The sequence below is a fragment of the Pseudoflavonifractor sp. 524-17 genome (assembly GCF_009935845.1).
GTDB lineage: Bacteria > Bacillota > Clostridia > Oscillospirales > Oscillospiraceae > Pseudoflavonifractor_A.
Genome location: NZ_QWEK01000034.1, coordinates 1 through 14456 on the forward strand (window position 1 = coordinate 1; position 14456 = coordinate 14456).

A 14456-nucleotide genomic window follows, 5' to 3' on the forward strand; every position below is an offset into this window, starting at 1 on the left:
TTCCCTGAAAAAGAAAGAGACTGCCTAGGATTCAAAATCCTTGTGGAAAATGTGTCAACTAATATTGACAAAATCAGAAGAATGAAAGCGGAGATACGGGGCCAGAGCAACAGAAAACGCCGAAACCAGTATCAGTATCTCCCACGCTGATTCAGACGATAGGGGACGCATCCGATCAGCCGGCGCCGCGCACTGCCTTAACGCCGCTGGACGTGACGCAGGAATATCTGGATGCCGCCACGCCGGGACGAGGGACGGTTACATACGGGGATGGATATAAAGTTGGTGGCCATCGAGCGGAGATCGACATGGCGGAGTGGCTGCGACAGACGTTTGGCGGTGATATTAAGTTGCTGCCGGAAGCAACGCAACGCGGAGAGAAGATGTCGGATTATTTATGGAACGGAAAGAAGTGGGAACTAAAAGGGGCTCAATCCATAAACGGCGCAGACAAATCCCTGCAGCACGCTATCAAGCAGATTCACGACAATCCAGGAGGGGTCATCCTGGATTTATTGGAAGAAATGGACTTGCCCCAATTGGAACGCCAGATTTTAGGGCGATTCCTGCGGAGCAATATTAACAGCCTTGATGTGATGCTGTTGTCAAAAGGAAGCCTTTTAAAAATAATCAGACATAAAAAATAAGAGCCGGTCACAGCGGCTCTCTGGTTATGGGGTAAAGGAGTACCTCCCTGTGACGGACGTATGGCCCCCTAACCTAACCAATTCTTATTATATACGCTCCAAGCGCATTTTGCAAGGGCGTTTTGCAGCAAAGGTGGTGATGCAATGAACAGTTATCCCGACTTTGTGAAAAAGTGCGGCTACGGCCATGTGCAGGGCATCGGCGGGGCTAACTGCCGCTAGCGCCACTCCTTCTGGCCCTTTATCGAGGGTGTCAGCGAGAGGACCTATACGGACGCGGAGCTGGAGGCCATGAAGCCGGAGAACCGCCCCAAAATCCAGTTTGAGGGCCGGGAGTACGACGATTATCAGGCGACCCAGATGCAGCGGCGCGTGGAACGGGAAATCTGCAAGCAAAGGCGCTTAAAAACCGCCTATGAGGCCGCCGGGCTGACGGAGGACGCCCAGGACGCCAACATCCGCCTGCAACGCCTGAATGAGAAATACCGAGCGTTCAGCAAAGCCGCCGGTCTGCCGGAGCAGCGGGAACGGATGAAGGTTCAATATGTGGATGATGTATCCAAAGCGAAAGCGGCGTCTTTGAAAACTCTAAGGGACGCGGAAGCCCCAATAAGGGAAGCAATCCGGCGGGGCGACTATCCGCTTACTGTTAATCCAGAAAAACAAGCACGACACATGGTTGAGACAGCAATCCCCGGCCGCAGTGTGATTACTATTTCGATGGAAGAATTGCAGAAAATAGTAGACGAGCAGGCTGGAAGCGGACATATCGAACTTACTCGGGAACTGACATGGAAAAACAAAGAAATTGTAGATGCCGGGAAAGAAATAGGCTATACAATCAACGCAAATGGTGATATAATAACTGCAAAGAGCATTAAAATACATTACAGTAAAACCGGCGTTCATGCCGTACCAAATTCAAGGTGGTGGAAAAAGTGAATATTCCTGCTCCTGACATTTACTTTGGTAAAAAGATAAAAGTTTATTCTCCGGATGGAGATGTTACAGTTGGAGACTTTTTCGGATTTAGTTATGATTATGACGATGATGATAATGAAATCCTTGATTTTGATGTTATGCGGGAAGACGGATTTTTGATTGGGTTTACGGAGGACGAAATTGAACGCATTGAAATTGTCGATTGATGAAAGGACCACCAAAATCCATGAAAGAGGGCGGTGGTATCGTTGCCCTTACTGCGGCAAGGCATTGTTTCCTGTTCGTCCGGATACCAGAGTGGAACGCTTGCCCTTCCGCTGCAAAGCCTGCAAGCACGATATAGAAGTGAATATTTAAGAGCCAAGAGCCATTAACTACCGATTTTTGGTGGTTAATGGCTCATTTTATTTTGATAAAACCCGCGTATACGGATTTTACACAACCTAGCCGCGAGGCGTTAAATCAGGGCCGCCGGGCCGGAAACGAGAAGGAGAGATTATGAAACTGAGGCATATCGGACTGCAATTTTTTGCTGAGGGCGATCCTGCCCCCGCACCCAACCCGGCCGCCGGGCCGGAGCCCTCCCCTGAGAAGACCTTCACTCAGGCGGAGCTGGACAGCATTGTCGGCAAGCGCATTGCCAAAGCTATGAAGGGCATGCCGGGGGAGGAGGAGCTTTCCGCCTTCCGCGCATGGAAAGAGAGCCGGCAGTCGGAGCGGGAGAAGCAGGAGCAGCGGGAGAGAGAGCTTAGCGAGAGCCGCGCCGCCCTTGCGGAGGTTCAGGCAAAAGTGGAGCAGTTTGAACGGGAAAAGCTCCTGCTGGGTAAGGGCGTCCCCGCCGAGGACGTGGACTACTACGCCTTCAAGATCGGCAAGCTGGTCACCGACACCGTGGACTTCCAAAAGGCGGCGGAGACCTATTTGAAGGACAATCCGCCCGCCGGGACCGTACAGGTGGACTTGTCCGCCCCTCTGGGCGGCGGCCAGCCAGCAAAGAACGCAAACGAAACCATGAACAGCCTCATTCGAGGCGCAAGAAAGTGAGGTATCTATGGCAACTACTGTAACAAGCATCTCCAGAACTGATCTGTCCGGCCTGATTCCGGAGCCTGTAACCAGAGAGATTATCCAGGGCGTGGCAGAGGGTTCCGCTGTGCTCCAGTTCGGCCGGCGCCTGCCCAATATGACCAGCAAGACCCAGAGCATGAACGTGCTGGACATGCTGCCAACGGCCTACTGGGTGGACTCCGATACCGGTATCAAGCAGACCACCAAAATGGCCTGGGGCAAGAAGCGGATTGTGGCGGAGGAGCTGGCCGTCATCGTGCCCATTCCCGAGGCGGTGCTGGACGATTCCAACTATGACATCTGGGGGGAGGTCCGCCCCCGGCTGGTGGAGGCATTTGGTCAGAAGATTGATGACGCAATCCTCTTTGGTGTGGACAAGCCCGCCTCCTGGCGCAAGTCCATCTTTGAGACCGCTCAGGACGCAGGCGCGGTTGTGACCGCTGCCAGCGACACCTACACGGATCTGTTGGGCGTGGACGGTGTGATCGCGAAGGTGGAGGAGTCCGGCTTCCCGGCTACCGGCGCTCTGGCGGCTGTAAAGCTCCGCGCGGTCCTGCGCGGGCTGAAAGATACCACCGGCCAGCCCATCTTTAAGAGCGATATGCAGGGGGCCACACAGTACGCTTTGGACGGCATCCCCCTGAACTTCCCCATGAATGGCGCGTTTGACTTTGAAAAGGCGCTGCTGATTGCGGGCGACTTCTCCCAGCTGGTGTATGCAATCCGGCAGGATATCACCTACAAGATGCTGGATCAGGCCACCATCATTGATCCCGCCACCAAGGAGGTAATCTACTCCCTGGCCCAGCAGGACATGGTAGCCCTCCGGGCGGTCATGCGCCTGGGCTGGGAGATCCCCAACCCCATCAACGCATTCCAGCCCGACGAAACCAAGAGGTCACCCTTTGCCGTGTACGCCCCCGCCTCCTCCGTGGGGGGTTAACCGAACTGTCCGATGAGCCTACCCCGGCGTCTGTAATGGACGCTGGGGCGGGCAGTTCGGTGAAAAAGGCAAGGACAAGCCGTAAAAAGGCGGTGGAAGCGTGATCTATGCGGACTATGACTACTATGCGAATAGCTATTTTGGCCGCTCTATCCCGGAGGACGATTTCCCCCGCCTTGCCCTGCGCGGCAGTCAGTACATCGACTACATCACGCAAGGCAAGGCCGAGGCCCAGGCGGAGCTTGCAGAGGTAAAAATGTGCTGCTGTGAGCTTGCCGAGCAGTACCAGACAATCGACGCCGCGAAGACCCTTGCGCAAAAAAACCTCTCCGCCGGGGCTGCGGATGGTGCGGAAGTCCAGAGCGAGACGGTAGGGGGATGGTCCCGTTCCTACCGCTCCGGTGGGGATAGCGCACAGTCTGCGGCGCAGGCGGAGGAGGCGTGGAAACCTGCGCTTCGGAGCATCGCACAGCGCCATTTAGCCCGCACAGGGCTGTTGTACCGGGGCGGGAGGTGTTGCCTGTGAGCATGTTCCCACACACCATCACGGTCTATAACGTCTCTATTGAAACCGACAAGGACACCTTGGCAGACAAGCTGACCAACCACATTACTATCCTGCGGGGCGTACTCCTGGACGCTTCAAAGGCTGTCAACGTGCGTGAGAGCGGCTTAGAGGGGGCGGATGCGGTCAACCTGTATATCCCATTCTCTGTGGATGCTGTGGACGGTGTGACAGGGAAACCAAAGCGGTATATACCGCCCCTGGCGTTCTGGCGTATGGAGGACAAGTCCGACGCCTGGACCCTGTCCGTAGGCGGGACAAAAACTCCCGGCGTGGACGGCAGCACCTTCTTTGTCAAAGGGGAGGCAGTAGAACCAGACCAGCGCGTGGAGGTTATCGAGATGATGTATGATCACGTCTGCGATATCACCAAGATCGATGAAAAGGATTTCGGCGGTCTGCCCCATTTTGAAGTGGGGGCGAACTGATGGGGATTTTATCGTTCATGGTACACACGCAAGGGCTATTAGAACTTAATGCAAAGCTGGCCCGCGCAGGCCCAAAGGCAAAACATGCCATGGCGGTACAGATGGCGAAGGATACAGAGCAGTTTGTTCCAGCGAGAACAGGTCTGCTCTCCTATGTAACGCGTGTGAAGGATGATACCATCATCTATCCTGGCCCGTATGCCCACTATCTCTATGGTGGAAAGCTCTTTATTGACCCCAATACCGGTAGTGCATGGGCGCCAAAAGGGGCGTCAAAAGTAATTACAGGGAAGAATTTGAATATCAGCAAAGCAATGCACGGGAAAGCGCAATCCCACTGGTTTGAGGCGTCAAAAGCGCAGAATCTAGACAAGTGGATTCGGGTTGCTGGAAGGGTGATACGGCGTGAGTTTAGAGGATAAACCGATTGAATTTGTATCAGCAGGCGAAGAGGACACGATATCAAGAAAAATGGTGGCGTGGCTGAACCGATTCCCTGACATACCGGTTTCGGTTGACCTGATTGACTACGAGTTGATTGAACCGGATACAGCCTGCATGGCCCTTTCCATTGTTCAAAGTACGTACATTGTAGAACGGTATATCAGCGGAGCATATGTTGCGGAATATCAATTTAAAGTTGTGTACCGCGTAAAGCCCGGGAAAAGCCCAGATTCCAGATTAAAAGCGGATGAGATGCTGGATCGTCTGGGCGATTGGATAAGTACGAACAGGCCGGATATTGGAGAAAACCTTGCAATCCAGGAGCTGGAGCAGACCACACGTTCTTCTCTGTTCGCCCGCATGGAGGGCGGATGGGAGGATCATCAAATATTTATGCGGATGACTTATAAGGTCAATCCGGGAAAGTGAGGAATTTATGGCAGAGAAACGGAGCGCATTTCTGCTGTTTTTGAACACCACCCCCAAGGAAACAGACGGGGCCTATTCCCTTGTAGGAGACGGTGTCACAGAGTTAACGATTTCCTATAACCCCCAGACCAGCACTGAGCAGTACATCCACCAAGACACCGCCAATACAGAGCTGACCGGTTACCAGCCCAACGCGCCGGTCACATCCCAAGTGGTCAAGGGGGATCCCGCCTTTGAGTACATCAATAATATGCGACAGAGCCTGCCTATCGGCAGCGACGCCCATACCGATATTGTGATGATGGATGCCTTTGAGACAGCTGGCAGCGGGAAATATCCTGCCACCCGGCAGCCGGTCTCCATTCAGATTGATAGCTATGGCGGCGCGGCTTCTGACCCGCTGTCCATCGGCTACACCATTAACTGGCGCGGAAGCGGGGAGAAGGGGAGCTTCGACCCGGACACAAAGACGTTTACTGCCGGAACATCAGCGGCAATGTTTGAGGAAGAGGAGGCGTAAACTATGGCTGGCATTCGCGTAAACACAGGGGCAAAGCGGATTGAGGTCAACGACAACGGCGACTATATTACCCTGAATTTTGGCGACCAAAGCTTCCCTGACCGCTTTTTTACCACGATGGACAAGATTCAGGAGTTCGCCAAGGAAGCAGACCCGCAGGAAAAAGAGATCAGGGCGCAGCATGAGGCGGGAAGCGAAAGCCTAAACCGAGCGCTGTTTGCCCTGTATAAGGATGTGCATCTCAGAATATCCGCTGAGGTAGATCACCTTTTCGGCCCTGATACCTGTAAAAAGGTGTTCGGGGATATCGTCCCTGGGATTGAGCTCTTCGACGATTTCTTCACTCAGCTCATGCCCTATTTTGAGGAGTTCAGCAAGGAGCGGGCTCAGCGGATGAGCAAGTACAGCGCAGACAGGATGGGCAATGTATAACGCACTTCTGGACCGCCTGCCGGAGGATTACAACGGCTGGCTTATCCGTACTGATTACCGAATCGGGGTACAGATCCAGATGTGCATCTCCGATCTAGAGTTGACAGACAGCGAGAAGACCTGGACTGCGCTGCATTTGCTCTATGGGAACGGGATTCCAGACTTCCAAACGGCGTTGGACGGTCTGTCCTGGTTCCTCGCCTGCGGAAATCCAACACCTTCCAAGGAGGAGGACGAAAATGAACCGCTGCTCTATTCCTTTGAGCACGATGCGGCCAGGATCGTGTCCGGGTTCCGAAAAACATTTGGGATTGATATCAGCCGGACGCGGATACACTGGTTTGAGTTCGCTGCTATGATAGGCGATTTGAAGGATACGGCGTTTACCAGCGTAATTGATGTCAGGAGCATGGACGCCTCAGAGGTGGACCAAAAGCACAGGGCGGAATTTATCCGCCTGAAAAAACGATTTGCGCTTCCAAACCAGTATACGGCGGAAGAAGTAGCTACCATAAACAATGTCCTGGAACGGGTGAAGGGTACAGACAAACCATAGCCCTTCCCTGCACCGTGTACCTTGAAAACTTCATAGAGATAGCGGAAATTTTGAAATTGGCAGCGGCCTCCGCTACTACAATGTAGCGGAGGCCGCTTGGCCTATTTGGAGTAAGTAAAGATAAATTCATTGCCGGACCAGAAGTCCGGGGTAAATCTAACTTCGATTTCGCTCCAATCGCTGGCAACTTCGTAACCGATGACACCGTTCATTTTCTTCCCTGCGGCGACAGAACCGTCCAACTGATTTTTGTCGCTACTCATTTCTGCTGACAGGCTCATACTGGTGGAGTAGTCATCCACATAGGCGTCGAAGGACATGATGGAGCTGACAGAGATATCCTTGCTGGAATTGTTTTCGATCTCAAACTCACATATGATAAATACATTTCCATCTGCTGGGGTCATATAGTTCCCACCCGTGCTCTCAGAGACATCTACCAGCGTAACAACAATGTCATCCAAGGAGACGGAGTCGCCAACGGTGAAGACCTCGTCCTTCGGCTCAGGCGTCGCTGCGGGCGCGGTGGTGGCTGCGGCGGACGCTTTAGGGCTATCCTCTTTTGAGACACGCTGTGGTTTGTCTTCGTCATCGCTGCCGCCAAAGACCGCCGCGATAACAATGAAGATTCCGAGGATCAGAAGGATAACCCCCAGCGCCTTATGCTTCTTTTGTTTCGCCCCGCACGATGGACATATGTTCGCTGTCTTCGGGATCTCCTTGCCGCATGATTTGCAAGTGACCATCCTGGTTTTAACTGCCACGATAAATTCCTCCTCCTTAATACTATGGACATCCTTAATACTATGGACATAATGTTAACATATTGTTCATAGTTTGTCCATAGTTAAACGCCAAATATCACCAAAATATTTTATAAAGTCATCTTTAATATGCTGCGGGCCATCTTTGAGGGCGTACTCAGACGCTGGCAGGCCCAGGCGGTCCCGCCAAGAGAGGAGGCCGTCACCAATGAAGCTCTTTGAGATGACCATCCGGGAGGACGGCATTACCATCCGCCGGGAGACGGAGGAACGGCTCACCGGGGAGCAGAAATTCTACCTGCGTATGGCCCTCATCGGCGTCACGGCGTTTCTTGGATTCTTTGGGATGATAATCCTGCGCTGACGGCAGGAACGGAGAAATACCTTGCAATCATCCGGACTCTGCGGTATAATAAAGTTAGAATATGAAAGGAGGGTGTAAGCTCATGGGAATGACTGATTTGCAGTTCAAAAGCTATTTGAAAGGCATCCTTCGGTGGCTGGACGAGGCAAAGAACCAGGAGACGAAAGAGCAGGTCCTGGCGGCGCTGGAAAAGCTGGAAAAAGACCTGCGCGAGGACTTGCAGGGTTAACTAACAACCAAATCAATCAAAATTCCCGCTATCTCTATGAGGTGGCGGGAATTTTTGTTTGAAAATGGAAGTTGGTGATACATATGGCAGGCGGCTACGATGGGTCTGTCCGAATTAAAGCCGATTTGAATCACAGAGGCTTTGACCGCGGGCTATTGTCCATGACAAACTCTCTAAAAAAATTTGGGAATACGCTTACCAAAATTGCGGGACTTGTTGGGGTTGCGTTTGGGGCTGCAGCCCTTATCAATTTTGGGAAAGAGGCAATTAAAGCTGCGTCTGCCCTAAATGATGCGTGGATGGGGCTTGAGAGCATTGTAACAGCACAGGGAAAGAGTTTCAGCGAAGCAAAATCGTTTATTAACGACTATATATCTGACGGTTTAGTCCCACTTGAAAATGCTGTAACAGCTTACAAAAACCTAGCCGCAAGAGGTTACAGCTCAGATCAGATTGAAAAGACGATGGTTGCATTAAAAGATGCAGCGGCATTTGGCCGTCAAGCAAGCTATTCTCTTGGGGATGCAGTATCCTCTGCAACAGAAGGTCTGAAGAACGAAAATAGTATTTTAGTGGATAATGCAGGCGTTACCAAGAACGTGGCAAAGATGTGGGATGACTATGCAAAGAGTATTGGAACCACTGCCAACAATCTGACGAAAGACCAAAAAATTCAGGCGGAAGTAAATGGAATTCTGGAGGAAACCCGTTTTCAGACCGGCGACGCCGCAAAGCTGGTTACCACCTATTCGGGACAAATTGCACTTCTTGGGTTCAATTTTCAAAAATTAAAAGTAGAAGTTGGAAATGCTTTGATTCCAATCGCGCAGGCAGTACTTCCCGGAATTAACGCAATTATTGCCGGGCTCACAAAATTGGCCGGCGTCTTTTCAAAAGTGACAGCGCTTCTGTTTGGTAAATCTGCAAACGTAAAAGAGACAGGCGGAATCGCGGCGTCGGCCTCTTCCGCCTCCGGTGCAACGGATGAATTGGCGGATTCTCTTGGCGGCGCGGGGGACGCGGCGAAAAAGGCCGGGAAAGACATGAAGAGCGTCACAGCGCCCTTTGATGAGTTTAATATCCTGGCGGACAATACGGCCAGCAGTCTGGAGGACGCCGCCGCTGGAATGGGCACCAGCGTCCCAGAGATGGAGATTCCATCTTATGAATCTGAGATCGAGGAAGCAGACCAATTAGGAGAGGCTTTTTCTTCTCTGGGAGAGCTGTTTGTCAAAACGTTAGACGATATTCTGGCCGCAATGCCTGGATTTCGGGAAAATCTGTTAGGATTTGCAGACAGTTTCAACGAGTTTAACCAAAAATTATATGACGCATTCACCTTCCCGGGGCTGAAAGACCGTGTGCAGCAACTTGGCGTTGAACTGGCAAAAGCATTCAACGATCTGGTTGTTGCAATAGACTGGGAGCTCTGGGGCAAGAAATTGGGTGCAGGTCTTAACCTGGGGCTTCAATTTCTGGTAAATCTTCTGTACACATTTGACTGGATTGGATTTGGGAATAAGCTGGCAGAATTTATCAACGGTGCGGTCTCTGAAATAGATTGGGCTGCCGTCGGACAGCTTCTTTTTCTAAAATTTAAGCTGGCTCTTGAAATCATGTCTGGGCTGATCCTAAACCTGGATATGGCGCAGTTGGGTCAGGCTGCAAGCAATATCATAATTGGTTTCTTCAATTCCATGGAGGAAACTATCAGAAAAATAGACTGGTATAAAATCGGTGCTCAAATAGCAGAATTCCTGAACAATATTGACTGGGCTGGTGTGATAAGTGCCGTTGCAGGCGCGATAAAGGAGGCAGTTCCAGCTATTTTAGAGGCGATTAGTGGGTTTATTGCAAATGCTGACCCGGATACCCTGCTGGTAGCCGCGGCATTTCTTGCCTCCAAGCTGTTAGGCGGACTCATTACAAAAGTGCTCCTTCCGCTTGGCAAGGAGATTGTAAGTAAATTGATTGGAAATCTTGTGTCAGAGATTTCCGGCTCTGGAATTGGCGCGTTTCTATCAAAAATAGGCGGTGTGATCGCCAAAATTGCTCCCGTTTTTGGCGGGATTGCAACACTGATAAGCGGAATAGTCCTTGCGGTCACCAATTTTTTCAGCATGCTTGCAGGCGGCTTTGATTGGCTGAAAGAGATCCTGATGATTGTAGGAGCTGCTTTTGCTGCGGTAGGCGCGGTTATTCTCGGCGCTCCGGCTTTAGTGGCGGCAGCGGTTGCTGGGATTGTAGCGGCAGTTATGACGGCTATCGTAGTCATTAAAGAGAATTGGGATGCGATTGCAAAGTTTTTTAGTCAGTTATGGGAGAACATAAAAAATTGGGCAATCGATACATGGAACGGGATCCGGGACTATTGGAGCGGCGTAGGCGAGTGGTGGAATGAAAACGTAATTCAACCCGTTACACAGTTCTTTTCCGATATGTGGAACGCAATCACTCAGTTTGCTTCTGACACGTGGGCTGGGATTCAGGATGTTTGGAGTGCTGTTTCTACATGGTTTAGCGAGACGATCATTGAACCATTGAAAACCTTTTTCTCAGATTTTTGGGAAAATATTAAGCAGTTTGCCTCCGACGCATGGACGAATATTCAAACGGTTTGGAGTGTAGTATGCAGTTGGTTTAATGAAAATATCATTGAGCCAGTTAAAAAGTTTTTCTCCGATATGTGGGAAAATGTAAAGCAGCTCGCCTCAGACGCTTGGGCAGGAATTCAGCAGATATGGTCTGTTGTAACCGGCTGGTTTGACACAAATATTATTAAGCCAGTGACGGGTTTTTTCAGCGGAATGTGGAACGGAATCAAAGACGGTGCTTCTGCGCTGTGGAGCAATATTGTATCCGTTTGGCAGAGCGCGGGAGAGTGGTTCCGCGCCCATGTTGCTGAGCCGATTGGGAATGCGTTTGAAGCGGCAGGAAACTTCATAAAGGGGATTTTTAACGGAGTAATCGGCGGAGTTGAGTGGCTGATCAACAGTGCAATACGTGGTGTTAACTGGTTAATTTCTCAGCTGAATAAAATCAGCTTTAACGTTCCGGATTGGGTGCCGGGCATCGGCGGAAAAGATTTTGGATTCAATATCCGTCCGGTTTCTGAGGTAAGTCTCCCCCGTCTTGCCAACGGAGCGGTAATCCCCCCGAACCAGCAGTTTGCCGCGATTTTGGGTGACCAGCGCAGCGGGAAGAACATTGAGGCCCCCATTGCTCTGATTCGCCAGGCGGTGACAGAGGGTATACAGGCAGCAGGGGGGTCAGGCAGCAACCAGCCTATCCAGGTCAATGTCATACTTGAGAGAAAGGTGTTGGCCACGGCAATAGTAAATGAGATCAATCGGATGACACGCTCGGGAGGGCGGTCCCCTCTCTTGATGTAAGGAGGCGCGATGAAAGACATACTGGTACTGGAGGGCGGTGTAAACGTCACCCCTTATATCAAGTCCCAGGGCTATACCTGGACTAGGAACACACTACACAGCGATAAAACGACCCGTGTAAAAACGGGAAACGCCAGGGTTGTGAAGATAACTGATAAGCTGACGCTCTCATTTGAGCTTGGAGAGACCCCTGTTGAAGAGCTTAGGCGGTTCAATGCTGTTTTGAAAAAACAGACATTCCGCGCAACTCATTACGGGATTGATGGTCAAAAAAATTTGGAGTTCTACTGTTCTTCCTTTACTGCTGGAGCCCGCGTCATTACAGAAGACCAGGAGGTGTGGGAGAGCGCATCCTTTACCATAATTGAGGTGTAAATAATGGCCCAGACCACGAGTGAACTTTGGAAGGAGCTCATCCGGGAGCAGAACACGCAGCGGGAGTACGCCTTTGACATCAACAATGTGTGGTGCGGCCCGGAGGCAGAGGCAAGCCATTCTGTGGACTACAGCCTGTTTGAATCCTTTGGCATCGGCAACGCCATGTCAGCCACCTTGTCTTTGGAGCTGTACGCGGACGAGATCCCCCGGGGCGCGGTAATCAAGCGGTATGTCCGGCTGGTAAACGGCGCACGGTCCTCTGAGTGGCTTCCCAAAGGGGTGTTTTTCGTCAACCGGCGGATTAACGAGGACGGCTGCTGGACCCTCGAGGCATACGACGCCATGTTAAAGGCGGACATCACCTGGACGCCCCGGAAGGGTTTCGCCTTCCCCTGCACAATGGAGGCCGCGGCCCGGGATATCGCCGCCGGAATGGAGGTGGAGCTGGACGAACGCAATGTCTACCTGCCTTACACCATGAGTGCCTATCCGGAGGGGGAGTACATGCGCCGGGACGCGCTGCGGGATATCGCCGCCGCCCACGGAGGGAACTGGTTTATGAGCGACGCCGGGAAGCTCCGTCTGGTTCCCTTGCTTTCCTTTCCGGCGGAGGGGAATTATCTGGTGACGGAGCACGGGGACGCGATTTTGTTTGGGGGGGTGCGGATCCTTGCCTGTTGACACTGCCCCCGGCTAAAGCCGGGGGATTCTCGGCTCAACCATCACAGCCTGCACCAGCGAGGTCTTACACGATGTCCCCGAGCGTATAGGTTCGGACGTGTCCCGCCCTACCGTATGTATCAGCTACGCCAACAGGCGCAAGCCTTTCTTTAAGATATTCTTTGCCGCGTTTATGTCCCTGTCGTGGGCAACGCCGCAGACCGGGCAAGTCCATTTCCGGACAGACAAGTCTTTCGTACCGGCCCACTGAGCGCCGCAAGCGGAACAGAGCTGAGAGGACGGGAAGAATCGGTCTGCCGTGACCACCTGTTTCCCGTACCACGCCGCCTTGTACTCCAACTGCCGCCGGAACTCGCCCCAGGAAGCGTCGGAGATAGACCGGGCTAAGCTGTGGTTTTTCACCATATTGGACGGTGCTAAATCTTCCAACGCTATCACATCGTATTGCCGCACAAATTCGGTAGACAATTTGTGCAGCATATCAGCCCGCTGGTTCGCAACGCGTTCATGCAGCCGGGCCACCTTGATTCTCGCCTTTTCCCGGCGATTGCTGCCCTTTGATTTTCGGGAGAGCTGCCGTTGAAGTTTCGCAAGTTTCTTTTGGTTTTTGGTTAGGTATTTATGGTTTGGATACTCCGTGCCGTCGGAGGTGATGGCAAACGCTTTCAGGCCCATATCAAGGCCGACAGCCGCCCCAGTAGAGGGCAGTGGCTCTATTTCAACATCGGTACAGCACAAAGCGACAAAGTATTTCCCGCTGGGGTTCTGGCTGACTGTTGCGGACAGAATACGGCCTTTCACTGCCTTGCTGACCCGGCACTTGACGAGACCGAGTTTCGGGAGCTGCACCGTTTTATCCAGCACCCTAATATTTGTACCGATGCACTTGCTTTTATATCTCCTCCGGTGGTCATGCTTGCTCTTGAACCGGGGATAGCCTGGCTTCTGGCCTTGCTTCACCCGCCGGAAGAAGTTCTGGTAGGCGGTGTCCAAATCACGCAGGGAGGATTGCAGAGCGGTTGCGTCTACCTCTTTCAACCACGGAAGGACTTTTTTCAGCTGTGTCATATCCCCGGAACAGGCGTTGTAGTTCATCGTTTTCCCGTCTCGTTCGTACGCTTCCTTCCGCAAGGCAAGGTAGTGGTTCCAGACGAACCGGCAGCAGCCAAAAGTCCTCTGTATCAGCTGTGTCTGTGTTGTGTTGGGATAGATACGAAATTTATAGCTGTATTCCATCTCAATACCTCACACTTTCTTCTGGTTCTCTATGTACTGCTTGATGGCAGACAAAGGAGCGCCCCCGACAGTAGAGACAAAGTAGGAGTTTGTCCACAGCGATGGAAGTCGAGAGCGAAGCCACCCGTATTCTTGCCTCAAAACACGAGAAGTCCGGCCTTTAAGCAACTTCACCGCCTTGTGAATGCCAAATTGCGGGTCTACCTCTATGAGCAAATGGATGTGGTCTGGCATGATCTCCATCTCTATGATGTCGATGCGAAACTCGTTGCAAATTTCCTCTATGAGTTCCTTCAAGCGCACATCAACGCCATTGACCAAGACCTTGCGGCGGTATTTTGGACACCAGACCACATGATATTTGCAGGAGTACACCACATTATGATTGTTTTTATATTTCATGAGAACATTATACCACTCAAAGAAAACTAACTCAAT

20 protein-coding genes and 1 pseudogene are annotated in these 14456 nt (G+C 51.8%); 18 read left to right on the forward strand and 3 right to left on the reverse strand.

The genetic code is table 11. The annotated features are described in order from the left end of the window. Positions 1 to 308: 308 nt before the first annotated feature. The 13 genes and pseudogenes from D1159_RS12595 to D1159_RS12650 all read left to right on the forward strand — a co-directional run bounded on the left by D1159_RS12595 (position 309) and on the right by D1159_RS12650 (position 6974). Positions 309 to 647, forward strand: coding sequence for a hypothetical protein (locus tag D1159_RS12595; RefSeq protein WP_161846016.1), 339 nt, complete (start codon positions 309 to 311; stop codon positions 645 to 647). Positions 648 to 881: 234 nt separating this feature from the next. Further along, positions 882 to 1133: pseudogene (locus tag D1159_RS20070) on the forward strand (phage minor capsid protein); the annotation flags it as partial. Positions 1134 to 1178: 45 nt separating this feature from the next. After that, complete coding sequence (locus D1159_RS20075) at positions 1179 to 1589, forward strand: polymorphic toxin type 50 domain-containing protein (RefSeq protein ID WP_279280067.1); 411 nt, start codon at positions 1179 to 1181, stop codon at positions 1587 to 1589. Further along, on the forward strand, positions 1586 to 1795 hold the full coding sequence (locus tag D1159_RS12605; RefSeq protein ID WP_161846018.1) for a hypothetical protein: 210 nt from the start codon (positions 1586 to 1588) through the stop codon (positions 1793 to 1795). The genes D1159_RS20075 and D1159_RS12605 overlap by 4 nt, the downstream gene beginning before the upstream one ends. Before the next feature lie 292 nt (positions 1796 to 2087). Beyond that, entirely contained in the window at positions 2088 to 2633 is a 546-nt protein-coding gene (locus D1159_RS12610; protein ID WP_161846019.1) for a hypothetical protein, read from the forward strand. A 7-nt stretch (positions 2634 to 2640) separates the two neighbouring features. Next, the gene (locus D1159_RS12615; RefSeq protein ID WP_161846020.1) at positions 2641 to 3600 is read left to right on the forward strand and encodes a phage major capsid protein; all 960 of its coding nucleotides are present in this window, start codon (positions 2641 to 2643) and stop codon (positions 3598 to 3600) included. A 100-nt stretch (positions 3601 to 3700) separates the two neighbouring features. Continuing rightward, positions 3701 to 4126 (forward strand): hypothetical protein, encoded by a 426-nt coding sequence (locus tag D1159_RS12620; protein ID WP_161846021.1) that lies wholly within the window; start codon positions 3701 to 3703, stop codon positions 4124 to 4126. After that, a complete protein-coding gene (locus tag D1159_RS12625) occupies positions 4123 to 4593 on the forward strand; it encodes a hypothetical protein (RefSeq protein ID WP_161846022.1) in 471 nt (156 codons plus the stop codon). The genes D1159_RS12620 and D1159_RS12625 overlap by 4 nt, the downstream gene beginning before the upstream one ends. Further along, complete coding sequence (locus tag D1159_RS12630) at positions 4593 to 5015, forward strand: minor capsid protein (protein ID WP_161846023.1); 423 nt, start codon at positions 4593 to 4595, stop codon at positions 5013 to 5015. The genes D1159_RS12625 and D1159_RS12630 overlap by 1 nt, the downstream gene beginning before the upstream one ends. Next, complete coding sequence (locus D1159_RS12635) at positions 4999 to 5466, forward strand: hypothetical protein (RefSeq protein WP_161846024.1); 468 nt, start codon at positions 4999 to 5001, stop codon at positions 5464 to 5466. The genes D1159_RS12630 and D1159_RS12635 overlap by 17 nt, the downstream gene beginning before the upstream one ends. 7 nt (positions 5467 to 5473) lie before the next feature. Next, positions 5474 to 5986, forward strand: coding sequence for a hypothetical protein (locus tag D1159_RS12640; RefSeq protein ID WP_161846025.1), 513 nt, complete (start codon positions 5474 to 5476; stop codon positions 5984 to 5986). A gap of 3 nt (positions 5987 to 5989) precedes the next feature. After that, a complete protein-coding gene (locus D1159_RS12645) occupies positions 5990 to 6418 on the forward strand; it encodes a hypothetical protein (RefSeq protein ID WP_161846026.1) in 429 nt (142 codons plus the stop codon). Beyond that, a complete protein-coding gene (locus tag D1159_RS12650) occupies positions 6411 to 6974 on the forward strand; it encodes a Gp15 family bacteriophage protein (RefSeq protein WP_161846027.1) in 564 nt (187 codons plus the stop codon). Before D1159_RS12645 ends, D1159_RS12650 begins: the two co-directional genes overlap by 8 nt. A gap of 101 nt (positions 6975 to 7075) precedes the next feature. Here the strand turns inward: D1159_RS12650 and D1159_RS12655 are convergent, their stop codons facing one another. Beyond that, the gene (locus D1159_RS12655; protein ID WP_347563691.1) at positions 7076 to 7738 is read right to left on the reverse strand and encodes a DUF5067 domain-containing protein; all 663 of its coding nucleotides are present in this window, start codon (positions 7736 to 7738) and stop codon (positions 7076 to 7078) included. Positions 7739 to 7946: 208 nt separating this feature from the next. On the opposite strand from D1159_RS12655, the gene D1159_RS12660 reads away from it, so the two are divergent. The 5 genes from D1159_RS12660 (at position 7947) to D1159_RS12680 (ending at position 12782) form a co-directional block, all read left to right on the forward strand. Further along, complete coding sequence (locus D1159_RS12660; RefSeq protein ID WP_161846028.1) at positions 7947 to 8102, forward strand: hypothetical protein; 156 nt, start codon at positions 7947 to 7949, stop codon at positions 8100 to 8102. 82 nt (positions 8103 to 8184) lie between these two features. Then, on the forward strand, positions 8185 to 8331 hold the full coding sequence (locus D1159_RS12665) for a hypothetical protein (protein WP_161846029.1): 147 nt from the start codon (positions 8185 to 8187) through the stop codon (positions 8329 to 8331). 161 nt (positions 8332 to 8492) lie between these two features. Then, positions 8493 to 11723, forward strand: a complete 3231-nt coding sequence (locus D1159_RS12670; protein ID WP_161846030.1) for a hypothetical protein — start codon at positions 8493 to 8495, stop codon at positions 11721 to 11723. Positions 11724 to 11732: 9 nt separating this feature from the next. Continuing rightward, positions 11733 to 12098: a hypothetical protein gene (locus D1159_RS12675; RefSeq protein WP_161846031.1), complete on the forward strand. Its 366-nt coding sequence runs from the start codon at positions 11733 to 11735 to the stop codon at positions 12096 to 12098. Positions 12099 to 12101: 3 nt separating this feature from the next. Beyond that, complete coding sequence (locus tag D1159_RS12680) at positions 12102 to 12782, forward strand: hypothetical protein (RefSeq protein WP_161846032.1); 681 nt, start codon at positions 12102 to 12104, stop codon at positions 12780 to 12782. Positions 12783 to 12905: 123 nt separating this feature from the next. Here the strand turns inward: D1159_RS12680 and tnpB are convergent, their stop codons facing one another. Together tnpB and tnpA are read right to left on the reverse strand one after the other, a co-directional pair. Beyond that, the gene (gene tnpB / locus D1159_RS12685; RefSeq protein ID WP_161846033.1) at positions 12906 to 14018 is read right to left on the reverse strand and encodes an IS200/IS605 family element RNA-guided endonuclease TnpB; all 1113 of its coding nucleotides are present in this window, start codon (positions 14016 to 14018) and stop codon (positions 12906 to 12908) included. Between the two features lie 9 nt (positions 14019 to 14027). Next, a complete protein-coding gene (tnpA, locus tag D1159_RS12690; RefSeq protein WP_161846034.1) occupies positions 14028 to 14420 on the reverse strand; it encodes an IS200/IS605 family transposase in 393 nt (130 codons plus the stop codon). Positions 14421 to 14456: the final 36 nt, after the last annotated feature.